Genomic DNA, 22,898 nt, shown 5'->3' on the forward strand with positions numbered 1-22,898 from the left:
GGACGCCGTCACCGGGTCGATTGACAAGATCTCGACCCGCCTCAATAATTTAATCAAACGAAATAAATACTTTGACTTTACGGACTTTCGACGCTTGGGGACTGGCTTGCCGAAGCGCGTCGGCCAGAGGGAGATCCAGAAGGGCGGTCTCGGATATGCGGCGCGAGACCGATCCGGAGAAAGGACCGGTCTGCAGAAGGAGGGGCGATGGCAGCGCAAATGCGACCTCGGCGTCTGGTCGGGCAGGGATCGAACTCCGTTCAGCTGCGCCGCTACAACGAGCGCATCGTGCTGCAGGCGCTGCGCCGGGTCGGCGCGGCGTCCAAGGCGGATCTCGCCCGCCTCGCCCGGCTCACCAATGCCGCCATCGGCGGCATCATTCAGGATCTCGCCGCCAACGGGCTGATCGAAACGCACGGCAAGCGCCACCACGGCGGGCGCGGGCAGCCGGCGACGCTGTTGCGCATTGCCCCCGAGGGGGCCTATGCCTTCGGCGTGCGCCTCGACCGCACGTCCATCGAGACGGTGCTCGCCGATTTCTCGGGCCGCATCATCGCGCGCCAGTGGCACGACGGCCCGCTGCCGCCCCCCGAGGAGGCCGTCGATCTCGTGGCCCGCGACATCGCCACCCTGCTCAAGCGGGTCCCGGCCGACGCGCAGGCCCGCATCGCCGGCGTCGGCCTGGCGATGCCGTTCAACCTCGGGGCCTGGCTGCACGAACTGGGCCTGTCGGCCGAAACCTTCCGCCGCTGGGAAGGGGTCGACGCCGCCGCCCTTCTGGAAGCGCGCATCGATCTGCCGGTGCTGGCCGAGAACGACGGCACGGCGGCGGCGATCGCGGAGCTGTTTTCCGGCGCCGGCCGCCATGCCGACGATTTCCTCTATCTCTTTCTCGGCCCCGCCGTCGGCGGCGGCGTCGTGCAGGGCGGTGACTGCCTCAGGGGCGTGAACGGCAATGCCGGCGATGTCGCCATGATGCCGGTGCCGCCGAGCCGGCTGGCCTCCGCCCCGCGCCCGCCCGGCGAGATGGACATGCTCCTGACCCGCGCCTCGCTGGTCGCGCTGAAACGCCACCTCGCCCATCATGGCGTTGCGGCCGGGACCCGGGCCGATCTGGACCGCGCCGTGGCGGAGGGACATCCGGCGGTCGCGGAGTGGATGGACGATTGCATCGCGGCCCTGACGCCGGCGATCTGGTCGGCGATCTCCCTGCTCGATCTGCCATTGGTGGTCGTGGATTTCGATCTCGACGGCGGGTTGCCCGAGCGCTTCCTCGCCGGGCTCGACGCGGCACTCGCCCGCGCCGCGCCCGAGGCCCGCCGTCCGCCGCGCCTGATGCGCGGCTCCTTCGGTCCGGACGCCGGGGCCGCCGGCGCGGCCAATCTGCCGATCTTCGCGAACTACTCGCCCCGCACGGACATTCTGACCGGCCACCTGCCGAGCGGTCCGCGGAGCGCGTCGGCGCGGCCGGGGGCGCCGGGCGCGCGCATTGCCGACCCGGGGTCCGATGCGGCACCCTTGGCGCCAGGGCCCGCGCGCGTCCCCCGCGCCCCGTCGATGTGAAAGGATTCTCATGGCCGTCCGCGTCATCGAAGTCGACCCGTTCGATCTCATCGTCTTCGGCGCGACCGGAGACCTCGCGCACCGCAAGCTGCTGCCCGCGCTTTACCATCGCGATCTCGACGGCCAGATCCCGGACGACGCGCGGGTGATCGCCTGTTCGCGCCGCCCCATGAGCGACGGCGAATACCGCGCCTTCGCCCGCGAAGCCGTGTGCGAGCACGTCAGCGACGTCGAGGAGACCGCCCTGACGCGCTTCCTGGACCGGCTGCGCTATCTCAGCGTCGATGCCGCCGGGGGCGACGGCTGGCCGGATCTCACCGCGCTGCTCGCCGGGCGCGAGGGGGTGGTGCGTGCCTTCTACCTCGCGGTGTCGCCCGACTTCTTCGGCTCGATCTGCGCCCGCATCGGCTCGGAAGGTCTGGCCACCGACCTGTCGCGCATCGTCATCGAGAAGCCCATCGGCAAGGACGGCGCCTCGGCGCGCGCGCTCAACGCGGCGATCGGACAGGTGTTTCGCGAGGACCAGATCTTCCGCATCGACCATTATCTCGGCAAGGAGACGGTCCAGAACCTGATGGCGCTGCGCTTCGCCAACGCGCTGTTCGAGCCGCTATGGAACGCCGCCCACATCGACCACGTGCAGATCACGGTGGCCGAATCCCTCGGCGTGGAAGGCCGTGCCGGCTATTACGACACCGCCGGCGCCATGCGCGACATGGTGCAGAACCACATTCTCCAGCTTCTGTGCCTGGTGGCGATGGAGCCGCCGGAATCCATGAGCGCGGATTCGGTGCGCGACGAAAAGCTGAAGGTTCTGAAAGCCCTTACCCCCATTGGCGCCGACCTTGCGCCGACACGGACCGTGCGCGGACAATATCGCGCCGGGGCCTCGTCCGGCGGCGCGGTGCGCGGCTATCTGGAGGAACTGGACGATCCCTCCTCCGACACCGAAACCTTCGTCGCCATCAAGGCCGAGATCGCCAACTGGCGGTGGGCGGGCGTGCCCTTCTATCTGCGCACGGGCAAGCGGCTGGCGGCGCGCGTGTCGGAAATCGTCGTGCAGTTCCGCCCGATCCCGCATTCGATCTTCGGCGAGGACGTCGGCCACGTCGACCCGAACCGGCTGGTGATCCGCCTGCAGCCCGACGAGGGCGTGCGCATGCAGGTGATGATCAAGGACCCCGGCCCGGGCGGGATGCGTCTGCGTCAGGTTCCGCTCGACATGTCCTTCGCCGCCGCCTTCAAGGTCCGCAACCCGGACGCCTACGAACGCCTGCTGATGGACGTCATCCGCGGCAACCAGACGCTGTTCATGCGCCGCGACGAGGTCGAGGCCGCCTGGGCCTGGGTCGATCCGATCCTGGAGGCCTGGGCCGCGCACAAGGAGCCGCCCAAGGGCTACACCTCCGGCACCTGGGGTCCGTCTGCCGCCATCGCGCTGATCGAGCGCGACCGGCGCACCTGGTTCGAGGATCTGATCTGAGCGCACGACCGGGACGTGCGGAGCAGACTCTCCTGCGCGCGTTGAACGGGAACTTAAATCGATTTAAAAGGAGAGGCAGCCACGCAGCGCCGCCGCCATCGGGCGGTCGCGCGACCGCCGCACGCAGACCGGGAGACATGCCGCCATGAGCGTTCATCCGACGATTGCCGCCGTCACCGAGCGGATCGCCGCGCGCAGCCGCGACACGCGCGCCCGCTATCTGGAGCGCATCCGCACCGCGGCTCAGGACGGGCCGAAGCGCGCGACGCTGTCCTGCGGCAACCTCGCCCACGGCTTCGCCGCCTGCGGCGTGACCGACAAGGACCGGCTGGCCGGCGACGTGGTGCCCAACCTCGGCATCATCACCGCCTACAACGACATGCTCTCGGCGCATCAGCCCTACGAACGCTTTCCCGAGGTGATCCGCGCCGCCGCCCGCGAGGTCGGCGCGGTGGCGCAGGTCGCCGGCGGCGTGCCGGCCATGTGCGACGGCGTCACGCAAGGACAGACCGGCATGGAACTGTCGCTGTTCTCGCGCGACGTGATCGCCATGAGCGCGGCCGTCGGGCTGTCGCACCAGATGTTCGACGCCGCCGTCTTCCTCGGCATCTGCGACAAGATCGTGCCGGGCCTGATGATCGCGGCGCTGTCCTTCGGGCATCTGCCGGCCGTCTTCGTGCCCGCCGGGCCGATGCCCTCCGGCCTGCCCAACGACGAGAAGGCGAAGACCCGCCAGCTCTATGCCGAAGGCAAGATCGGCCGCGCCGAACTGCTGGAGGCGGAGAGCAAATCCTACCATTCGCCGGGCACCTGCACCTTCTACGGCACGGCGAACTCCAACCAGATGCTGATGGAGATCATGGGCCTGCATCTGCCCGGCGCCTCCTTCGTCAATCCGAACACGCCGCTGCGCGACGCGCTCACCCGCGAGGCGGTCCAACGCGCGCTGGCGCTCACCGCGCTCGGCAACGCCTATCAGCCGGTCGGCGAGATGATCGACGAGCGCGCCATCGTCAATGGCGTCGTCGGCCTGCATGCGACCGGCGGATCGACCAATCACACAATGCATCTGGTCGCCATCGCCAGGACCGCCGGCATCAGGCTCACCTGGGACGACATTTCCGAGCTCTCCGACGTGGTGCCGCTGATCGCGCGCATCTACCCGAACGGCCTCGCCGACGTGAACCACTTCCAGGCGGCCGGCGGCATGGGCACGCTGATCGCCAACCTCCTGTCGGACAAGCTGCTGCACGAGGACGTGCGCACGGTGAATGGCACCGGCCTGTCCGGCTACACGGTGGAGGCGCGGCTTTCGGACGACGGCACCGTCACCCGCGTTTCCGCCCCCGAGAGCAGCGCCGACCCCAAGGTGCTGACCACGGTGACCGCGCCCTTCCAGCCCAACGGCGGGCTCAAGGTGCTCGACGGCGATCTCGGCCGCGCGGTGATCAAGATCTCCGCCGTTGCGCCCGAGCGCCGGGTGATAGAGGCGCCCGCACGTGTCTTCGCCACGCAGGAGGCCCTTCAGAACGCCTTCAAGGCGGGCGAACTGAGCGAGGACTTCATCGCGGTGCTGCCCTTCCAGGGGCCGCGCGCCTGCGGCATGCCGGAGTTGCACAAGCTCACGCCGACGCTCGGCGTGCTGCAGGACCGGGGCCTCAAGGTCGCGCTTGTCACCGACGGGCGCATGTCGGGCGCCTCGGGCAAGGTGCCGGCGGCGATCCACGTGACCCCGGAAGCGGTCGACGGCGGCCCGATCGCCAGGGTGCGCGACGGCGACATTGTGCGCGTCGACGCCGAGGCCGGACGGCTGGAGGTGATCGGCGACAAGGCGGCCTTCGCTGCCCGCCCCGCCGCGACCGCCGATCTGTCGCATCATCAAACGGGTGTGGGGCGCGATCTCTTCACCGCCTTTCGCGCCATGGCCGGACCGGCGGACGAAGGTGCGCATGTCTTCGGCGGCTGAGCGCCGCGCCCCGTTTTGATGCAGACGCCGCACCAAAAATCCGGAGAGAGCGCACCCATGACCCAGGACACAGCCCGCCTCGACGCCGTGATGACGGCCGCGCCCGTGATCCCCGTCCTCGTCGTCGAGGAAGCCGCGCAGGCGGTGCCGATGGCCCGCGCGCTGGTGCGCGGCGGCCTGCCGGCAATCGAGATTACCCTGCGCACGCCCGCCGCCCTCGACGCGATCCGCGCGGTCGCGGCGGAGGTGGAGGGCGCGATCCCCGGCGCCGGGACCGTGCTCGATGCGACACAATATGACGCAGCGGCCGAGGCGGGCGCGCGCTTCGTCGTCTCGCCGGGGGCCACCGAGCGGCTGCTCGCCGCCGCCGGCGGCAACGTGCCGCTCTTGCCCGGCGCCGCGACGGCCTCGGAGGTGATGCGCCTGCTGGAGGTCGGCTACACCCGGCTGAAACTCTTTCCGGCCGAGGCCGCCGGCGGCGTCGCGCTGCTGAAATCGCTGGCCGCCCCCCTGCCGCAGGCCCGCTTTTGCCCCACCGGCGGCATCACCGCCGCGACGGCGCCCGCCTATCTGGCCCTGCCGAATGTCGCCTGCGTCGGCGGCTCCTGGATCGCGACGCCGCAGGCCATCGCCAGCGGCGACTGGGACGGCATCGCGGCCCGCGCGGCAGCGGCCGCCGCGCTTGGCGCCCGCTGACATTTTTCGGCGGCCCCGCCCTTTGCGGCGGCGCTCCTCCCCTCCCATATATCGCCCGGATCCGCCCGCCGATTCCCGGCGGGGCTCCTTCCCTCCTGTTTCGGACCAGCCCCCATGTGGATGGATGTCGCCTTCGTCGGCCTTGGCCTGGTGCTTCTCTTCGCCGGCGGCGAGGGTCTGGTGCGCGGGGCGGTGAGCCTCGCCGCACGCCTTGGCGTCTCGCCGCTGATGATCGGACTGACCGTCGTCGGCTTCGGCACCTCGATGCCGGAACTGATCGTGTCGCTGCGCGCGGCACTTGCCGGCGCGCCCGACATCGCGGTCGGCAATGTGGTCGGCTCCAACACCGCCAACATCCTGCTGATCCTCGGATTGACGGCGCTGATCGCCCCGCCGCCCACCCGACTTCCGGGCCTCGGCCGGGATCTCGTCGTGATGCTCGTCGCCGCCTTTGCCCTTGCCGCACTTGCCCGGATGGGGTCGGTCGAACGCGGCGCCGGCCTCGCCCTGCTCGCCGCCCTGGCCGCCTATCTCGCGGCGAGCGCCTGGCTTGCCCGCGGGCAGGACGGAGAGGCGGAGGGTCTTGCCGCCACGCTGTCGCCGCTGGCCGCCCTCGCCTTCGTCGGCGGCGGTCTGCTTGCGCTGATGGCCGGTGCGGATCTTCTGGTTCGCGGCGCCAGCGACCTCGCCCGCGCGGCCGGCATTTCCGAGGCGGTGATCGGCGTCACCGTCGTCGCCGTCGGCACCAGCCTGCCGGAGCTCGCGACCTCCATCGTCGCCGCCTGGCGGCGCCAGCCGGAGATCGCGGTCGGCAACGTCGTCGGCTCCAACATCTTCAACGTGCTCGCGATCCTCGGCGCGACGGCCCTCGTCTCGCCGCTGCCCATCGCGCAGAGCATCCGCCTCATCGACATTCCGGTGATGCTGGGCGCCTCGCTGGCGTTGGCGCTGCTGCTGTCGACGGGTCGCAGGGTGCCGCGCACCGCCGGCGCGGGGCTTCTCGCCGCCTATGTCGGCTACACCGCCTATCTTTTCATTTGACGGATCGCCCGCCCGCTCCGGGCCTTCAGCCGGGAAACTCCGCGTCGGGATCGCGGGCGAGCGTCTCGGCGCAATGGCGACGCAGGCGGTCGGACACGTCCTGCGGATCGCCGTCGAGGGCGTCGGGGTCGATGGGCGTTCCGAAATGCACCGGCACCGAGGCCCCCGTCTTGTTGAGCAACTCGTTGAAGACGGTCATGTCGCGCAATTCGGTGGAGATGCGGGCAAGCGCGTAGAACAGCCGCGAGTTGCGCCCGCCCATGTGCACCGGCACGACCGGCACGCGGTGCTTGCGCGCCAGTGCCACGGCCGAGGTCATCCACGGTCGCTCGGTCAGCCGCCCTTCGTGCATGTAGGCCAGCCGGCCGGAGGGAAACAGCACCACCGCCCGGTCGCGGTCGAAGGCCCGCGCGGCGGCGCGCAGGGTCTCCTTGGTCTTGTCGCGCGACTTGAACTCGGAGCGCCATTCGACCGGGACGATCATGTCCTCGAGCTTCGGATTGACGCGGATCGCATCGCGATTGGCGAAGATCGCAAGATCCGTGCGGCGGCTCTTGATGGCGTCGAACAGCACCACCCCGTCGGCGATGCCGGTCGGATGATTGGACACCAGCACCACGGCGCCGGTGCCCGGCACGCGGTCGAGCCCGCGCGTCTCGACCTTGAGCCGGAGCAACTCGCTCAGATAGGTGAAGACCTCGAGCCCGTTCATGCCGGCGATGGTGTCGGCCATCTCGACCGCGGGACGGTAGCGCAGCAGGGCATGGGCGAGCGGGCGCAGCAGCGGCCAATAGGGGCTCGCCATGACCTGCCGGCCCCGCTCGGCGATCAGCGTATCGACGATGTGTCCGTCGGCCCTGGCCCGGGTCGGCGGGGACAGCGACCGACCTCTGGCATGCCGGCCCCTGGCATGGGCGTGCTGGATCTCGTACATGGCCCCCGGACGCGCTCCCTGCCCTGCTCCCGTCATCGGACATTTGACCCGCATCGCCCTCATGTGTCCACCGGGGCGGGGACTTTCTTTCCGTCCGGCGACATGATCGAATGCACCCGCGCGGGGCCGATCGTCCGGACGGCCCCGCGCAAGGCTCGGCACTGTGTTCACCGTGAATGACAGCAAAATGACGGGCAAGGGAAGACGACATGCAGGCAGCGCACATCTGGTCCATGCTCGCCCGGGATGCCGAACAGGCGGCACAACACGGCATCCGCGCCCTGTTCGAGGCCGATCCGGACCGGTTTTCCCGGTTTTCCGTCGAGCTCGACGACCTGCTGGTCGATTTTTCCAAGCTTTCCTGGACGCACGACAGCCGCGCGCGGCTGCTCGATCTCGCCCGGGCCTGCGATGTGGAAGGGCGCCGCGACGCGATGGTCTCCGGCGCAGCGATCAACGAGACCGAACGCCGCGCCGTCCTGCATGTCGCCCTGCGCAACCGCACCGACGCGCCGATCCACGTCGACGGCCGCGACGTCATGCCCGGCGTGCGCGAGACGCTTCTCCGGCTCGGCGGCTTCGCGGACGCGGTGCGCTCCGGCATGGTCGGCGGCCATCGCGGCGCGCCCTTCACCGATGTCGTCAACATCGGCATCGGCGGGTCCGACCTCGGACCGGCGATGGCGTGCCGGGCGTTGGTGCCCTATGCCGACGGCCCGCGCCTGCATTTCGTCTCCAATGTCGACGGCGCGCATATCGCCGACACGCTCGCCGGGCTCGATCCGGCGCGCACCCTCTTCGTCGTGGCCTCCAAGACCTTCACCACCGTCGAGACGATGACCAACGCCGCCACGGCGCGCGCCTGGCTCGTCGCCGCCCTCGGCGAGGCGGCCGTGACGGATCACTTCGCGGCCGTCTCCACCGCCCGCGACAAGGTCGAGGCCTTCGGCATCGCGCCGGAGCGCGTCTTCGGCTTCTGGGACTGGGTGGGCGGCCGCTATTCGGTGTGGTCTGCCATCGGCCTGCCGGTGATGCTGGCGGTCGGGCCGGAGCGTTTCGCCGACTTCCTGGCCGGCGCGCAGGACATGGACCGCCACTTTCGCACCGCGCCGCTGGAGACGAACCTGCCGGTTCTTCTCGGGCTTGCCGGCATCTGGCATCGCAACCTGCTCGGTTATCCGACCCGCGCCGTCGTGCCCTACGACCAGCGCCTCGCCCGCCTGCCCGCCTATCTGCAGCAGCTTGACATGGAATCGAACGGCAAGCGGGTGACGCTTGCGGGCGATGCGGTGATGCGCGACACCGGCCCCGTCGTCTGGGGCGAGCCCGGCACCAACGGCCAGCACGCCTTCTTCCAGCTGCTGCACCAGGGCACGCAGATCGTGCCCTGCGAGTTCATCGTCGCCGCTGAAGGGCACGAGCCGCATCTGCGCGCGCATCACGACCTGCTTCTGGCCAATTGCCTGGCGCAGTCGGAAGCGCTGATGCGCGGACGGGCGCGCGAGGAGACCGAGGCGCTGCTGCGCGCGGCTGGCAAGAGCGAGGCCGAGGTCGCCCGCCTCGCCCCGCATATGACCTTCCCCGGAAACCGGCCCTCGATCACGCTGATCCATGACAAGCTGACGCCGCATGCGCTCGGCCGCCTGCTTGCGCTCTACGAACACCGCGTCTTCGTCGAAGGCCTTATCTGGGGCATCGATTCCTTCGATCAGTGGGGCGTCGAACTGGGCAAGACGCTGGCCGGCGAGCTTCTGCCGATCCTGAAGGGACAGGCCCCGGCGGCGGATCGCGACGGCTCCACGCAAGGGCTGCTTGCCCGTCTCCGCAAGCGCCGCGCGCCCTGAGACGAGCGCAAGTCCCGCGCGAAAGCCGTGGCGTCCCGCACGCCCGCCTTAACAAAAAGATGGGGATGCCAATGATCTGTGTCACTGCGACGCGCAAAGGCGTACATATTGTAGATTATGTTCGGGACGGAAAAGGCCTTGCTGCGGTGCGCGTTCGCCACTCGGGCCCGACAGTCGCGGACGGGGCGGGTGCCCGGATAGACGAACGTGAGGAGTGAGCAGATGTTGAAGATTGTTCTGGTGAGCGGCGCCGCCCTGTTGCTGGTGGCCTGCCAGTCCGACAGCCAGCGCGACCGGGCCCTGGTCGGCGGCGGTCTCGGTGCCGCGACGGGTGCCGTCATCGGTTCGGCGATCGACGGCGGCGGCGTCGGCGGCGCGCTGGTGGGTGCCGCGGTCGGCGGTGTCGGCGGCGCGATGGTCGGCTCGGCCACCACGCCGAAGAACTGCATCGCGACCGACCGCTACGGCCGGCGCTATCGGGTCGCCTGCCCGTAAACGTCGCTAACCATCGCCGATACCTCGTCTTTTGGCGAGACCTTGACGTCGCCGCATTCGGCAGGTGGGATCTCCGGGAGTCCACCTGGCGCGGCCGAGACGACTTCGTCCGGCCGCGCCGAACACCTGGAGGTCACGAGATGAAGCATATCCTGATCGGCGCGGCCGCAACCCTTCTGGTCGCGGGATGTCAGTCCGACAGCCAGCGCGACCGGGCCCTGGTTGGCGGCGGTCTCGGCGCCGCGACCGGTGCGGTCATCGGTTCGGCCGTGGATGGCGGCGGCGCCGGGGGCGCGCTGGTGGGCGCGGCCGTGGGCGGCGTCGCGGGCGCGGCCGCGGGCTCGGCCACGACGCCGAAGAACTGCGTCGCGACGGACCGCTACGGTCGTCGCTACCGCGTCGCCTGCCCGTAAATCCGCGCGGTCGCCTCCGCAAACGGCACGCAAGGGTCTGGCGCCCTGCCCCGTTTTCGGAGCGAAAAGCGCGTCTCCGGTTTCGGAGCGAAAAGCGCGTCGCGCGACCGAGCGAACGCACAAAACACGGAAAAGGCCGACCGGGGCGCCCCGGTCGGCCTTTTCTTCTTGCGGTTCCTTGCAGCCACGTTTCGCAGACGTCTCCGCATCCGGATCGACCCGGCGACCCGGATTGCGGGTGCGAGCGTCAGGCGGCGGCCGGCACCGTCCGGAGCGCCTCGAGCGCCGGCATGTACTCATAGCCGAGCGCGTCGGCCACCGCCTTGCAGGTCACATGGCCGCCATGCACGTTGAGACCGTTCAGCAGGTGCGGATTGGCCAGCAACGCCTCCCGGTAGCCGGCATTGGCGAGCGCCAGCGTGAAGGGCAGCGTCGCATTGTTGAGCGCATGGGTGGAGGTCTGCGGCACGGAGCCGGGCATGTTCGCCACGCAATAGTGCACGACCTCGTCGATCACATAGGTGGGATCGGTATGGGTCGTGGGACGCGAGGTCTCGAAGCAGCCGCCCTGATCGATCGCCACGTCGACGAGCACCGAGCCGGGCTTCATGCGCGCCACCTGCTCCCGCGTGACGAGCCGGGGCGTGGCCGCGCCGGCGACCAGCACGGCACCGATCACCAGATCCGCCGACAGCACATATTCCTCCACCGCCGCACGCGTCGAATAGACGGTGCGCAGGGCCGCCCCGAAGCGCTCGGAGAGTTCTTCCATGACGTCGATCGAGCGGTCGAGCACCGTCACGTCGGCGCCGAGCCCCAGCGCCATGGTGATCGCCTGCGATCCGACGACGCCGCCGCCGATCACCACCACCTTGGCCGGCGCAACGCCGGGAACGCCACCGAGAAGAATGCCCGCGCCGCCGCTGTCGCGCTCCAGCGCGGTGGCACCCGCCTGGATGGACAGCCGGCCGGCCACCTGCGACATGGGCGCGAGAAGCGGCAGGCCGCCGCGCGCATCCGTCACCGTCTCGTAGGCGATGCAGGTCGCCCCGGACTTGACGAGATCCGCCGTCTGCTCCGGATCGGGCGCCAGGTGCAGATAGGTGAAGAGAATGTGGTCGGGACGCAGCATCGCCCGCTCCACCGCCTGCGGCTCCTTGACCTTGACGATCATGGTCGCCGCCTCGAAGACCTCGGCCGCACTCGCCAGGATGCGCGCGCCCGCCGCCTCATAGTCCGCATCGGCGGCATTGATGCCCGCGCCGGCACCGGTCTCGATCACCACCTCGTGGCCGTTCGCCGCCAGTTCGCGCACGCTCGCCGGCGTCAGGCCGACGCGATATTCGTGATTCTTGATCTCTTTGGGAACGCCAATGCGCATCGTCGTCTCCTCCCCTGAAGAACTGTCTCCCTATGATGCAGTGTACGCGAGGCGGGCTCGAATGTGATTGCGAACTTGACGTCGGGGCGTCCGTCAACGCAACATTCGTGCGCTCCATGCCCTGTCTTTCGAATAATCTGCGAGCCCGATGACCTTCGACCGGATCGACCGTCACATCCTCACCCTGCTTCAGGAAAACGGCCGGATCGCCAACGCCGATCTGGCGGAGGCGGTCGGCCTCTCGGCGTCCGCCTGCCTCAGGCGCGTGCGCGCGCTGGAGGATGCCGGCGTCATCGAGCGCTATGTCGCGCTGCTCGACCAGACCCGCATCGGGCGGCGGATGGACATTTTCGTCGAGATCTCGCTCACCTCGCAATCCAACGACGTGCTTTCCGCCTTCGAACGGGCCGTCGCCCGCTCGCCGGAGATCATGGAATGCCATCTCATGGCCGGCGACGCGGATTACCTGCTGCGGATCGCGGCCGCCGATCCGCTCGACTTCGAACGCATTCACCGCGATCATCTGGCGCGCCTGCCCGGCGTGTCGCGCATGCGCTCGTCCTTCGCGATCCGCACGGTGACGAAATCGACCGCCTTTCCCCTGCCGCAGGCGAGCTGACCCGCGCATCTCACCTGCGCGCGGATCTCCCCTCACACGCACCGGAGCACCGTCATGGATCCGACGATCTCGCGCCTGACCGACACCCGATGCCGGCTGGCCGAAAGCCCGACCTGGGATGCGCGCACGCAGCGCCTCTACTGGTGCGACATCCTCGGACGTCGCCTGCATGCGCTCGACTGGGCGAGCGGCGCCGAACAGCGCTGGGACATGCCGGACGTGATCTCCGCCGTAGGGCTCACGCGCAATCCCGAAACCCTCGTCGCCGCCCTGCGCGACCAGGTGGGCCTGCTCGATCTCAAGACGGGCGGGTTCGAGACGCTGGTGGAGATCGAGGCGGACCGCCCGCATACGCGTCTCAACGACGGCAAGGTCGGCCCGGACGGGGCCTTCTGGATCGGCAGCATGGACGACCGGCCCGACCGCCAGCCGATTGCGGCGCTCTATCGCGTCACCGCGACGGGAGACTGCACCCGCCTGGTCGAAGATCTGATGGTGTCGAACGGCCTCGCCTGGTCGCCGGACGGGCGCACGCTCTATCACGCGGACAGCCGGCCCGGCTGGGTCGATGCCTGGGACTTCGAGCCGGCCACCGGCGCCATCGCCAACCGGCGGCGCTTCGCCCAGATGACCGACGAGACGGGCCGGCCGGACGGCGGCACGGTGGATGCAGACGGGCACTATTGGTCGGCCGGCGTCTCCGCCGGGGTGCTCAACCGCTTCGCGCCCGACGGCACCCGCGTCGCGAGCCTGCCACTGCCCGCGCCCAGGCCCACGATGCCGTGTTTCTGCGGCCCCGATCTCGACACGCTGGCGATCACGACCCTGCAGCCACCCGTCGACCCCGGCGCCGCGCCGGATACGGTGTCCGGCTATCTCTACTGCCTGACGCCCGGTCCGCGTGGCCTGCCGGGGTATCTCTTCGGCGCCTGAGACAGCCGCTCTACCAGGGCAGCCGCTCGCCGGTGTAGCTGAAGAAGCCGCCGGTCTCGCCCCCGTCGAGGCTTTCGATCACCGACAGCATATGCTCAGTGGCCTCTTCCGGCGTCCGCACCGTGAGGCCGGCCTTGGCGAAGGGTTTCGACAGGGGCGTGTCGACGGTGCCGGGGTGCAGGGCAACCACCGCAAGCTCCGGCGTGCGCCGCGCGAGCTCGATGGACGCGGTCTTCACGATCTGGTTGAGCCCGGACTTGGCCGCCCGGTAGCTGATCCAGCCGCCGAGCCCATTGTCGCCGATGCTGCCGACCTTGGCCGACAGGGTCGCGAAGACGCTCTTGCCATTGCGCGGAAACAGCCGACCGAAATGCTTCAAGAGCAGTGCCGGGCCGATGGCGTTGATCGCATAGGCACGTGCCATCTGCCGCGGATCGATCTGGCGCAGGGTCTTTTCCGGTTGCATCTCGGCGTCCGACAGGATGCCGGTCGCATCGATGACGAGCCTCAGATCGCCGAGATCGCGCACATGGGCGGCCGCGCGTTCGATGCTCGCTTCTTCCAGAAGATCGAGCGGCGGATCGCTGGCCCGCGACAGCCCGACCAGCCGCGCGAACCGCCCGCTGGCCTCAAGGTGGGAGAAGAAGGCCGCGCCGATGCCGCCGCTGGCGCCGATGACGACGGCGGTGCCGCCTTGCGGAAAACTGTCGAGGGATAAGGTCATGCCGGCGATACGCGCGCGATCCCGCCCCGGTTCACGCGAGACGCCTTTCCCTGTGGATGGAAAGGCGCACGGCCCACGACGCAAACGGGCCGCGCGGTGCGCGCGACCCGTCGGGTCGACTGAGCGGCTGTCGGGCGGGCGGTGTTACTCCGCCGGCACGGCCGCCCCGGAGACCGGCGCGCGAGGCGCCGACAGGAGCTTGGCGTTGAGGCGGAAGTAGGTGCGGATCGTGATCGCCAGAAGCGCCACGAGCGGAACATAGAGCGCGAACCAGACCACCGAGAACGGATCGACCACGCCGAGCCGCACCAGCCCCGCATTGATCACGAAGTTGCCGAAGACCCAGAGCGCCACGCCCGGGCAGATCAGCGCGAAGGCCCCGGCCGAACGGCCCTGCCCGCGCACATATTGCTCGAAGTATCCGAAGCGCGTCATCACCGCATAGCCGATGATGCCGAACAGGATCTGCACCGCGAAGAGCGTCGACAGGAAGAAGAACACCGACGCCGCGTGCCATTCCGCGCCATAGGTATGGGCAAGGCCCATGTTCAGCCGGTAGAGCGCGATGCCCAGCACCGTCACGATGGGGATGAGGATCCACAGCGTCGGCGTCGTCTCGAGGCTCGCGGCATGCTCCATCATCGCGCGGAAGCCCAGCACGAGCATGATCGCGCCGAACAGGAGGGCCGCGACCACGAAGACCAGCGACAGCATCGTCGCCACGGCGGTGACCGCCGGCGAATGGCTCATCGCCGCAGGTGCCGAGAACCCGACGCCGACCATCGAAAAGGCGAAGACCGACAGCATCTGGCCGAAGGAATTGTTCTTGGCGCAGTCGAAGCCGCCCCTGGTGAGCACGCGCGCCAGGAAATCGGTGAAGATGCGCATGGCATAGACGCCGATTGCCAGGAAGGCGACCATCGCCGCCGGGAAGAGATATTCCACGATCGACCACAGGCCCGGCACGAAGAGCGCGCCGACGATGAAGGAGGCGTTCACGCTCATGGCAAGGGTCAGCGGGATCGCCATCAACTGCGTTTCCGCATTGCTCTCGCGCAGAGCGCGATAGGCGTCGGTGCGCTTGAAGGCGGCGTATTCCCTGAGGTTCCACACCAGCGTGCGGACATGGAGAACGACGAAGACCGTCACCCCCAGATAGGCGCCGACAATCAGCGCCTTCATGGCGAGACCGCCCGCCTGGAACGCGGCGAGCGCGGTGTCGAAGGTCGCGATCGGCACGCCCTCATGCGGCGTCATCCACATCAGGAACATGAAGAAGGCCACCGACAAACCGCCGGCGCCGAGCGCGGTGAGAAAATACAGCGGCGAGTACCGTTCGCCGAGACCGGTTGCGTAGCGCATGACCAACCCTCCAGTTAATTCATGTTTTCATATATTAGATTTTTCTAATTTACGTGCAATCCCGCCGTGTCCCGACACCCTGCGGCGCGCTGTCCCACGTAATCTCCCGTAGGCGACGACCACGCGCGGCGCCCGGACGCCGGCGCGGTTAAGACCGCGTTAACGCATCGCGCAGCCGCAAGCGGCGGCGCGGGCGTTCGACGGCTGGAAACTGCGTCGGCGGCATGCGACAGTCTCGCCCGGCCGGACGGCACCCGGCCTTGAAAAAGATCAATGCCCGCCGGTCATTCGCGTAGGGGTCGTTCGCGCCGGGGTCGTTCGCGCAGGCGTGCGGCGGCGCCGCGATCGGACCGCAACCGAGACCACAAAACCGGACCGCAATCCGGACCGCAACCCAGGGGGAACCGCGCATCATGGCCCGACGCTTCTTCGTGCTCGACGTCTTCACCAACCAGGCGCTCGCCGGCAATCCGCTCGCCGTGGTGCTGGACGCGGACGGGCTGTCGGAGGCGCGCATGCAGGCCATCGCCCGCGAGTTCAACCTGTCGGAGACCGTCTTCGTGCTGCCCGCCGACAACCCGGCCCATTCGGCGAAGCTGCGGATCTTCACCCCGGCCCGCGAATTGCCCTTCGCCGGACATCCGACGGTGGGCACGGCGATCCTGCTCGCCAAGGAGCGCTTCGGCGACACGGACGCGGATCAGAACGCGGTGGTGATGCTGGAAGAAGCCGTCGGCAACGTGCGCTGCGGCGTCGTGCTGAAGAACGGCGCGGCGGGCTTCGCCGAGTTCGACGTGCCGCGCCTCCCCCGCCCGGCAGATCCGGTCGGGGACAAGGACATCATCGCCGCGGCCCTCTCGCTGGAACCCAATGAGGTCGGCTTCGAGAATCACCGCCCCGCGGCCTTCGAGGCCGGCGTTCCCTATGCCTTCGTTCCGGTCGCCAATCTCGATGCCTTGTCGCGCGTGCGCCCGAACATGACCTACTGGACCGACGCCTTCGGCGGCGGCGATCACCCGGCCGCCTATGTCTATTGCCGCCAGACGACCGCGCATGATAGCACGTTTTCCGCCCGCATGTTCGCCCCCGGCATGGGCATCGTCGAGGACCCGGCGACCGGCTCGGCCGCGGCCGCCTTCGCCGGCGTGGTGCGCCATTTCGACGAGCCCACCGACGGCACGCATTACCTCAGGATCGAACAGGGCATCGACATGGGCCGCCCCTCGATGATCGATCTGGAAATCGACGTCGACAACGGCACGCTCAACGCCGTGCGCATCGGCGGTCAGGCGGTGATCGTGTCGAAGGGCGAGTTGCTGGTGTAGGGGGCCACGCGAAGGAGCTTCGTCTTCGCAGGAGCCGGGGCATCACGGCACCTGATGTGGCTCTCCGGTCCCGGATCTCCGCTTGCGCTGCGTCCGGGAGGACGCCAGCCATGCGCCCCATCCCGCCCCCTCACAAGACTGCGTCCTCCCGGGCAAGGCGCAGCCGCGACCCGGGATCGGAGAGGCACGGAGGTTCGGGCGTCCGCTAGAAAAAGAACCGCACAATAACCTGAAAGATCTCGCTGAAGCGCTGTCCCACCGTTGCTGCCGCCTCCGGCACCGTGAGCACATTCGTCGCGATCCCGGCCGAGATTGCAGCGGCGCCGGTGCCGAGGACGCCTGCAAGCCCTCGCAACGCACGCGAGAAGCGCCCCCGACGCGCCGCCTCCCCGGCCGCGCTAGGATCGGACGGCTCACCGGCCTCACGCCCCTCCTCAATGTAATGCTCAATTGCCGCAACGGCTGTCGGCGCGAGAACGCGCCCGCCATCCTTCTGGATCGTATCCTCGATGCCCTCGAAAACCTCTTCGAGCGCATCGTCAGATACCCGCGTCAAGTCCAGCACGGGCGGCGGATCCAAGGGAGCCGACGGATCGGGCTCCGGCGACTTGGGCTGTTTGGGCTGCAGCAACGGCCGAAGCTCCTCGGTGCGCCGGCATAGCCGCTCGACATCCTGCCGCGTCGCGCCGGGCCAGGACAGGTCTTCCAACAGGCCGAGATGATCGCGGAGATCTTGAGCCGCATCGTCGAGCGCGTACCAAACCGGGGGGCGCCGCTCCGCCACCTGCTGGAAATGTGCAAGATCCCTTGCAAGATACTGCCCGAGATTGTGCGGCATCTCGGTCAACGTCGCGAGGAGTTTGCCGGCAAGCGCGGACTGCGCGTGCAGCCGCTGCTCGAGATCTTCCGGGTGATCGACCGGCGGCGTGGCGTCCGGCGGACTGTCCCGCGCGCCGATCCGACCGTCCTCGATCACGGCCGACACGGGCGCCTGCGATATCAGCCCCCGTTCGACTGCCCGGCGCTGCTCGTTTCCGGCGGGCGATGAATCGCCTTCAGGCCCGCTCCCATCGTCGCTCGAGCCGGCATCGCCTATCGCCTCGCCGACCGCATCCCCGGCGGGGTCGCCGGTTTCGGATGGTATGTCCTCGCGACTTCTGGACGAAGCGTCGTCCCGCTCGGCAACCGCCTGCGCATCCTTCTTCGGCAACGTGTCCCGGATGCGCTTCAGTTCCGCGTTGACCGCCTTCGCACCCTCCTCCCAAAGATCCTCCGGGAGATTCGCTCGCGCGATCTCGAACTCCAGATCCGCCGGGCGTCCCGCGAGCCGGTCGTCGTACCACTCGGTCCAGACCGACCAGATGGGATCGAGGGAGAGGAGATCTTTGCGGAGGTTTTGCCAGTCGTTCGTGAGTTCCTTGGGCTGCCCCTCTGACCAGAGTGGACGGCGCACCAATTCCAGCGCGGATAGACCGTCCTCGATTGCCTCACGATCTGACTTTAAGGCAGCGGCGTCGTCGGCGGCTCTGGCGGCGGCTCTGGCGGCGTCGGCGGCGTCGGCGCGGGCGTAGTCGGCGGCGGCGGCGGAGGCGTCGGCGGAGGCGTAGACGGCGGCGGCAGAGGCGGCGGAGGCGGCGGAGGCGGCGCGGGCGGCGGAGGCGGCGCGGGCGGAGGCGGCGGCGGCAGAGGCGGCGTGGGCGGCGGAGGCGGCGCGGGCGGAGGCGGCGGAGGCGGAGGCGCGTTTTACTCTGGCGTGGTTCCTGTCATCGACAAACACCCACGCCAGAGTGCTAGCACGCAACACCGGCAAAAAAACGGTGTCGGCGGACTCCTCGTCGACCGGCACATGCCTTCCGACGATTGGCAACACCCGCAGCGCCGCGCGCGACGCGAGCGCAACGGCGACCTCGCGCGGATGCCCCTTGAGCCACGTTTCGAACTCTACGCGGTCGAAATCCGGATCGGCCAATGCGCGCGCCTCGATTGAAAACTTCCGCAGTTTCGCGTGTCTCGATCGGCCGCGCAAGGGGTGGCGAAAGAGCCCACACCAGCGTCATACCGGGCAAGGCGAAGCCGCGACCCGGGGCCGCCCATTGGCAGCCGTATCGGCCGAGAGGGTCCCTGCGCTTGCGGCTGTCACCGGAAGCCCCGACCCACCGCTCCGGACCCGATTGGATCCCGGACCTTCGCTTCGCCGCGTCCGGGAGGACGGTGGTGGGTGGTGCCGCGTTCGGGATTGTTTGTCCGCGATGGTGTTAATCTGCGGGCGCTCTCCCGGCCCTCAGCAGACGGGAGAGCGGTGGCAGGCGACCGCTCCGGGGTTGGGTTTTCCCCCGTCGTCATCATCGCCACACAACCTCATTTTCCCGCTTGACGCCGACGCACCGACGCGGCACTCTCCGTCACGAACCGTACGGTACGGTACGCATTCATCGGTCGGCGAAACGCGCTGCAGTTGGCGGTGATCTCGGACCACGGAACCACCCCTCCCTCCGCGACCGTTCAGGCCGCTCTTTCGCATTCACCCGAGCGCGCCCGCGCAAGCCCCTTTCAGCCCCCGTCAGAGTTTTCGATGACCCCCGCTCCCGTCCCCGACTTCACCGAGCGTCAGAACGAGGTCCTTGCCTCGGCGCTGCGGCTTGTGGTGGAGGGCGGGGAGAAGGCGCTGACGACGGCGGCCCTGGCGCGTGCGGCAAACTGCTCCAAGGAAAGCCTCTACAAGTGGTTCGGCGACCGCGACGGGCTGTTGGCGGCCATCGTCGCGCATCAGGCGGCCAAGGTGCGCGTGCCGCATGAGGCGCGCGGCGCGCTCGACCGCGACGCCTTCCGCGACCGGCTCGTCACCTTCGCCGAGGATCTGCTCACCGTGCTCGCCGGCGACACCTCGCTGGCGCTCAATCGGCTTGCCATCGCGCATGCCAGCCGCGAGGGCGCGCCGCTCGGCCGGTTGCTGCAGGAGCGCGGCCGCGAGCGCATCGCCGAGCGCGCTCGGGCGCTGCTGGAGGCGGGTGCCGCGCAAGGGCACATCGCTCTGAACGATGCGACCGACGCCTATCGCACGCTTTACGGCCTGATCGTGCGCGACGCGCACGGCCGCTGGCTGCTGGGCGAGGTGCCCGCCGGCGCGGAGGCCGATTTCGCCGCCCGCGCCCGGCGCGCCGTCGACCAGTTTCTCACCCTGTTTCCAGCCGAGTTTCCACCCGAGTTTCCGCCCGAGACCAAGGCGCAAGACCGACCGCCGGGCTGAAAACCGCGAACCCGCGCCGCCGAACCCTCGACGGCGTCTTATCCCTGAAACGCCAAACGGGAGACGAACCATGCGCGTTTATTACGATCGCGACGCCGATCTCAATCTCATCAAGTCGAAGAAGGTCGCCGTCATAGGTTACGGCAGCCAGGGCCGCGCCCATGCGCTGAACCTCAAGGACAGCGGCGTCGCCGAGGTCGTGGTCGGCCTGCGTCCGGGCTCCACGACGGCCAAGAAGGTCGAGGCCGACGGCCTCAAGGTGATGAGCGTCGCCGAAGCCGCCGGCTGGGCGGATCTGATGATGATGGCCACGCCCGACGAGTTGCAGGCCGACATCTACAAGGACCACATCGCCGACAACATCCGCGACGGCGCGGCGATCGCCTTCGCCCACGGCCTCAACGTGCACTTCGGCCTGATCGAGGCCAAGTCGACCGTCGACGTCCTCATGGTCGCGCCGAAGGGCCCGGGCCACACCGTGCGCGGCGAATACGAGAAGGGCGGCGGCGTGCCGTGCCTCGTCGCCGTCCATCAGGACGCCTCCGGCAACGCGCTGGAACTCGGCCTCTCCTACGCCTGCGGCGTCGGCGGCGGCCGCTCAGGGATCATCGAGACCACCTTCAAGGAAGAGTGCGAGACCGACCTCTTCGGCGAGCAGGCGGTGCTCTGCGGCGGCCTCGTGGAGCTCATCCGCGCCGGCTTCGAGACGCTGGTGGAAGCCGGCTACGCCCCGGAAATGGCCTATTTCGAGTGCCTGCACGAGGTGAAGCTCATCGTCGACCTCATCTACGAGGGCGGCATCGCCAACATGAACTACTCCATCTCCAACACCGCGGAATGGGGCGAGTACATGTCCGGCCCGCGCGTCGTCACGCCGGAAACCAAGGCGGAGATGAAGCGCATCCTCACCGACATCCAGACCGGCAAGTTCACCTCCGAGTGGATGCAGGAATGCAAGGCCGGCCAGGCGCGCTTCAAGGCGACCCGTCGCCTCAACGACGCGCACCAGATCGAGGAAGTCGGCGAGAAGCTGCGCGGCATGATGCCGTGGATCAAATCCAACGCGCTCGTCGACAAGGAGCGCAACTAAGCGCTCTGACCTGCGGCCGATCCACGGCGGCTTTTTCCCTCTGCACCTGCCTTCGGCAGGCTGCGGGGGGATCAAGTCGAACGCGCTCGTCGACAAGGAGCGCAACCAGGCGCTCTGACCTGCGGCCGATCCACGGCGGCTTTTTCCCTCTGCACCTGCCTTCGGCAGGCTGCGGGGGGATCAAGTCGAACGCGCTCGTCGACAAGGAGCGCAATTAAGCACCATCGCCGCTTGAGGCGATCCACGGCCTGGTTTCCTCTGCGCTTGGCCTGTCGGCCAAGACAGCATTCTTGTTGCGCGGGCCGGAGGCACGACGCGGGGGGATCAGGTCCAACGCGCTCGTCGACGAGGAGCGCAACCAGGCGCTCCAGCCTGCGGCCGATCCACGGCGGCTTTTTCCCTCTGCACCTGCCTTCGGCAGGCTGCGGGGGGATCAAGTCGAACGCGCTCGTCGACAAGGAGCGCAACCAGGCGCTCCAGCCTGCGGCCGATCCACGGCGGCTTTTTCCCTCTGCACCTGCCTTCGGCAAGCTGCGGGGGATCAAGTCGAACCCATTTGGCTCTCCGATCGCGGGTCGCGGCTGCGCCTTGCCCGGGATTGTTCGTTTGAAGGAGTGTTAGAGTGGGGGCGGTCTCCCGGCCCATAGATTGCCGGGAGACCGGTGGCAGGCGACCGTTCCGGGATTGGGTTTCCACCCGTCGTCATCAGGGTCCCTGCCGCTTCCTTTTCCCGCTTGGAGAGTTGATGGGGCCTCTGGCTGTCACCACGCCCGCGAACAATCCGAAGCCTGATCAGGATACCACCGCCATGGCTTTTCTGGAACATGCCCCACCCCATGTCGTCGGCATCGATGTCTCGAAGCAGACGCTGGCCGTCTCCGCCTGTCGCGGCAATGCGGCGCGCAGCGTCGCCAACACGACCCGCGCGATCCGCAAGCTCGTCGCCGGCCTGCCTTCCGGCACGCTGGTCGTCTGCGAGCCGACCGGCGGATATGAACGCCTGCTGCTGGTTGAACTCAGGGCCGCAGGGGTCCCCTGCCACCGGGCCGACACCTTGAAGGTCAAGGCTTTCGCACGCTCCTTCGGACGCCTGGCCAAGACCGACGCGATCGACGCCGGTCTGCTCGCCGCCTACGGGCAGGAGCGCTGGCAGCGCCTGTCGCTGCATCAGCCAAGCGGAGACACACAGGCCAGGCTGGCCGCGCTCGTGGCCCGTAGGCAGGATCTCATGGCGATCCGGGTCGCCGAGCTCAATCGGGCCAAGTCTCCGGGCTGCGCGTTGATTGCCTCTTCCTGCAAGGCGCTCCTGCGGACGCTGGACCGGCAACTGGCGGCGCTCGATACAGCCATCGACGCGCTGTGCGTCCGCTGCAGACTGCTTGCCCGGCGCATCGCTCTTTACCGCAGCCTTCCGGGCGTGGGGCCGCGAACCGCCATCGCACTCGCCGCCACCATGCCCGAACTGGGGACGATGACCGGCAAGCAGGCCGCCTCTCTCGCTGGCCTTGCTCCGCACCCCAGAGACAGCGGGACACTCCGGGGCTACAGAAAGACCCGCGGCGGACGCCCGCAGATCCGCTCCCTCCTGTTCATGGCCGCCCTTGGCGCGGCACGCAGCAAGGGCCCGTTAAAGCCCTTCTATCAACGACTTGTCGAAAACGGAAAGAAGAAGCTCGTCGCTCTCACGGCCGTCATGAGAAAGATCGTCGTCATCCTAAATGCACGCATGAGAGACGAACTCAACGCAATGAGTTGATGACGCCGGTGCGCGTTTTTGGTCAT

19 protein-coding genes are annotated in these 22,898 nt (G+C 68.8%); 14 read left to right on the forward strand and 5 right to left on the reverse strand.

The window, feature by feature from the left end:
• The first annotated feature begins 207 nt into the window (after nt 1-207).
• The 5 genes from ABL312_RS11980 to ABL312_RS12000 all read left to right on the forward strand — a co-directional run bounded on the left by ABL312_RS11980 (nt 208) and on the right by ABL312_RS12000 (nt 6,749).
• Nucleotides 208-1,563 (forward strand): ROK family protein, encoded by a 1,356-nt coding sequence (locus ABL312_RS11980; protein ID WP_349357608.1) that lies wholly within the window; start codon nt 208-210, stop codon nt 1,561-1,563.
• Nucleotides 1,564-1,573: 10 nt separating this feature from the next.
• A complete protein-coding gene (gene zwf / locus ABL312_RS11985; protein ID WP_349357609.1) occupies nt 1,574-3,046 on the forward strand; it encodes a glucose-6-phosphate dehydrogenase in 1,473 nt (490 codons plus the stop codon).
• Between the two features lie 145 nt (nt 3,047-3,191).
• On the forward strand, nt 3,192-5,012 hold the full coding sequence (edd, locus tag ABL312_RS11990; RefSeq protein WP_349357610.1) for a phosphogluconate dehydratase: 1,821 nt from the start codon (nt 3,192-3,194) through the stop codon (nt 5,010-5,012).
• 57 nt (nt 5,013-5,069) lie between these two features.
• A complete protein-coding gene (eda, locus tag ABL312_RS11995) occupies nt 5,070-5,708 on the forward strand; it encodes a bifunctional 4-hydroxy-2-oxoglutarate aldolase/2-dehydro-3-deoxy-phosphogluconate aldolase (RefSeq protein WP_349357611.1) in 639 nt (212 codons plus the stop codon).
• A 114-nt stretch (nt 5,709-5,822) separates the two neighbouring features.
• Nucleotides 5,823-6,749: a calcium/sodium antiporter gene (locus tag ABL312_RS12000; protein ID WP_349357612.1), complete on the forward strand. Its 927-nt coding sequence runs from the start codon at nt 5,823-5,825 to the stop codon at nt 6,747-6,749.
• A gap of 25 nt (nt 6,750-6,774) precedes the next feature.
• Here the strand turns inward: ABL312_RS12000 and ABL312_RS12005 are convergent, their stop codons facing one another.
• Complete coding sequence (locus ABL312_RS12005; protein WP_349357613.1) at nt 6,775-7,683, reverse strand: 1-acyl-sn-glycerol-3-phosphate acyltransferase; 909 nt, start codon at nt 7,681-7,683, stop codon at nt 6,775-6,777.
• Nucleotides 7,684-7,892: 209 nt separating this feature from the next.
• On the opposite strand from ABL312_RS12005, the gene pgi reads away from it, so the two are divergent.
• From pgi to ABL312_RS12020, 3 genes are all read left to right on the forward strand, one after another.
• The gene (gene pgi, locus ABL312_RS12010; protein WP_349357614.1) at nt 7,893-9,527 is read left to right on the forward strand and encodes a glucose-6-phosphate isomerase; all 1,635 of its coding nucleotides are present in this window, start codon (nt 7,893-7,895) and stop codon (nt 9,525-9,527) included.
• A 222-nt stretch (nt 9,528-9,749) separates the two neighbouring features.
• Nucleotides 9,750-10,022 (forward strand): glycine zipper domain-containing protein, encoded by a 273-nt coding sequence (locus ABL312_RS12015; protein WP_349357615.1) that lies wholly within the window; start codon nt 9,750-9,752, stop codon nt 10,020-10,022.
• 140 nt (nt 10,023-10,162) lie between these two features.
• The gene (locus ABL312_RS12020) at nt 10,163-10,435 is read left to right on the forward strand and encodes a glycine zipper domain-containing protein (protein ID WP_349357616.1); all 273 of its coding nucleotides are present in this window, start codon (nt 10,163-10,165) and stop codon (nt 10,433-10,435) included.
• 247 nt (nt 10,436-10,682) lie between these two features.
• On the opposite strand, the gene ald is transcribed toward ABL312_RS12020, so the two are convergent.
• Complete coding sequence (gene ald / locus ABL312_RS12025) at nt 10,683-11,816, reverse strand: alanine dehydrogenase (RefSeq protein WP_349357617.1); 1,134 nt, start codon at nt 11,814-11,816, stop codon at nt 10,683-10,685.
• A gap of 148 nt (nt 11,817-11,964) precedes the next feature.
• On the opposite strand from ald, the gene ABL312_RS12030 reads away from it, so the two are divergent.
• Both ABL312_RS12030 and ABL312_RS12035 read left to right on the forward strand, forming a co-directional pair.
• Nucleotides 11,965-12,435 carry an Lrp/AsnC family transcriptional regulator gene (locus ABL312_RS12030; RefSeq protein WP_349357618.1) on the forward strand — a complete coding sequence of 157 codons (471 nt, stop codon included), beginning with the start codon at nt 11,965-11,967 and terminating at the stop codon, nt 12,433-12,435.
• A gap of 54 nt (nt 12,436-12,489) precedes the next feature.
• Nucleotides 12,490-13,368 (forward strand): SMP-30/gluconolactonase/LRE family protein, encoded by an 879-nt coding sequence (locus tag ABL312_RS12035; RefSeq protein WP_349357619.1) that lies wholly within the window; start codon nt 12,490-12,492, stop codon nt 13,366-13,368.
• A gap of 10 nt (nt 13,369-13,378) precedes the next feature.
• Here ABL312_RS12035 and ABL312_RS12040 read toward each other — a convergent pair whose 3' ends face one another.
• A complete protein-coding gene (locus tag ABL312_RS12040) occupies nt 13,379-14,092 on the reverse strand; it encodes an SDR family NAD(P)-dependent oxidoreductase (protein WP_349357620.1) in 714 nt (237 codons plus the stop codon).
• A gap of 144 nt (nt 14,093-14,236) precedes the next feature.
• Nucleotides 14,237-15,454 carry a hypothetical protein gene (locus ABL312_RS12045; protein WP_349357621.1) on the reverse strand — a complete coding sequence of 406 codons (1,218 nt, stop codon included), beginning with the start codon at nt 15,452-15,454 and terminating at the stop codon, nt 14,237-14,239.
• A gap of 413 nt (nt 15,455-15,867) precedes the next feature.
• Here ABL312_RS12045 and ABL312_RS12050 point away from each other — a divergent pair, with 413 nt between their 5' ends.
• Nucleotides 15,868-16,779, forward strand: a complete 912-nt coding sequence (locus tag ABL312_RS12050; protein WP_349357622.1) for a PhzF family phenazine biosynthesis protein — start codon at nt 15,868-15,870, stop codon at nt 16,777-16,779.
• Between the two features lie 205 nt (nt 16,780-16,984).
• On the opposite strand, the gene ABL312_RS12055 is transcribed toward ABL312_RS12050, so the two are convergent.
• Nucleotides 16,985-18,748 (reverse strand): hypothetical protein, encoded by a 1,764-nt coding sequence (locus tag ABL312_RS12055; RefSeq protein WP_349357623.1) that lies wholly within the window; start codon nt 18,746-18,748, stop codon nt 16,985-16,987.
• A 603-nt stretch (nt 18,749-19,351) separates the two neighbouring features.
• On the opposite strand from ABL312_RS12055, the gene ABL312_RS12060 reads away from it, so the two are divergent.
• From ABL312_RS12060 to ABL312_RS12070, 3 genes are all read left to right on the forward strand, one after another.
• Nucleotides 19,352-20,026: a TetR/AcrR family transcriptional regulator C-terminal domain-containing protein gene (locus ABL312_RS12060; RefSeq protein ID WP_349357624.1), complete on the forward strand. Its 675-nt coding sequence runs from the start codon at nt 19,352-19,354 to the stop codon at nt 20,024-20,026.
• Between the two features lie 70 nt (nt 20,027-20,096).
• Nucleotides 20,097-21,116: a ketol-acid reductoisomerase gene (ilvC, locus tag ABL312_RS12065; RefSeq protein ID WP_349357625.1), complete on the forward strand. Its 1,020-nt coding sequence runs from the start codon at nt 20,097-20,099 to the stop codon at nt 21,114-21,116.
• 808 nt (nt 21,117-21,924) lie between these two features.
• Nucleotides 21,925-22,872: a transposase gene (locus tag ABL312_RS12070; RefSeq protein WP_349357457.1), complete on the forward strand. Its 948-nt coding sequence runs from the start codon at nt 21,925-21,927 to the stop codon at nt 22,870-22,872.
• Nucleotides 22,873-22,898: the final 26 nt, after the last annotated feature.

The organism is Stappia sp. (assembly GCF_040110915.1).
Classification (GTDB): Bacteria; Pseudomonadota; Alphaproteobacteria; order Rhizobiales; family Stappiaceae; genus Stappia.

Coding starts and splice junctions, on each gene's coding strand:
- ABL312_RS12015 (WP_349357615.1), top strand. CDS start 9,750: ATGTTGAAGATTGTTCTGGTGAGCGGCGCCGCCCTGTTGCTGGTGGCC.
- ABL312_RS12005 (WP_349357613.1), bottom strand. CDS start 7,683: ATGTACGAGATCCAGCACGCCCATGCCAGGGGCCGGCATGCCAGAGGT.
- ABL312_RS12020 (WP_349357616.1), top strand. CDS start 10,163: ATGAAGCATATCCTGATCGGCGCGGCCGCAACCCTTCTGGTCGCGGGA.
- zwf (WP_349357609.1), top strand. CDS start 1,574: ATGGCCGTCCGCGTCATCGAAGTCGACCCGTTCGATCTCATCGTCTTC.
- ABL312_RS11980 (WP_349357608.1), top strand. CDS start 208: ATGGCAGCGCAAATGCGACCTCGGCGTCTGGTCGGGCAGGGATCGAAC.
- ald (WP_349357617.1), bottom strand. CDS start 11,816: ATGCGCATTGGCGTTCCCAAAGAGATCAAGAATCACGAATATCGCGTC.
- ABL312_RS12050 (WP_349357622.1), top strand. CDS start 15,868: ATGGCCCGACGCTTCTTCGTGCTCGACGTCTTCACCAACCAGGCGCTC.
- ABL312_RS12040 (WP_349357620.1), bottom strand. CDS start 14,092: ATGACCTTATCCCTCGACAGTTTTCCGCAAGGCGGCACCGCCGTCGTC.
- edd (WP_349357610.1), top strand. CDS start 3,192: ATGAGCGTTCATCCGACGATTGCCGCCGTCACCGAGCGGATCGCCGCG.
- ABL312_RS12000 (WP_349357612.1), top strand. CDS start 5,823: ATGTGGATGGATGTCGCCTTCGTCGGCCTTGGCCTGGTGCTTCTCTTC.
- pgi (WP_349357614.1), top strand. CDS start 7,893: ATGCAGGCAGCGCACATCTGGTCCATGCTCGCCCGGGATGCCGAACAG.
- ABL312_RS12060 (WP_349357624.1), top strand. CDS start 19,352: ATGACCCCCGCTCCCGTCCCCGACTTCACCGAGCGTCAGAACGAGGTC.
- ABL312_RS12030 (WP_349357618.1), top strand. CDS start 11,965: ATGACCTTCGACCGGATCGACCGTCACATCCTCACCCTGCTTCAGGAA.
- ABL312_RS12070 (WP_349357457.1), top strand. CDS start 21,925: ATGGCTTTTCTGGAACATGCCCCACCCCATGTCGTCGGCATCGATGTC.
- eda (WP_349357611.1), top strand. CDS start 5,070: ATGACCCAGGACACAGCCCGCCTCGACGCCGTGATGACGGCCGCGCCC.
- ABL312_RS12035 (WP_349357619.1), top strand. CDS start 12,490: ATGGATCCGACGATCTCGCGCCTGACCGACACCCGATGCCGGCTGGCC.
- ilvC (WP_349357625.1), top strand. CDS start 20,097: ATGCGCGTTTATTACGATCGCGACGCCGATCTCAATCTCATCAAGTCG.
- ABL312_RS12045 (WP_349357621.1), bottom strand. CDS start 15,454: ATGCGCTACGCAACCGGTCTCGGCGAACGGTACTCGCCGCTGTATTTT.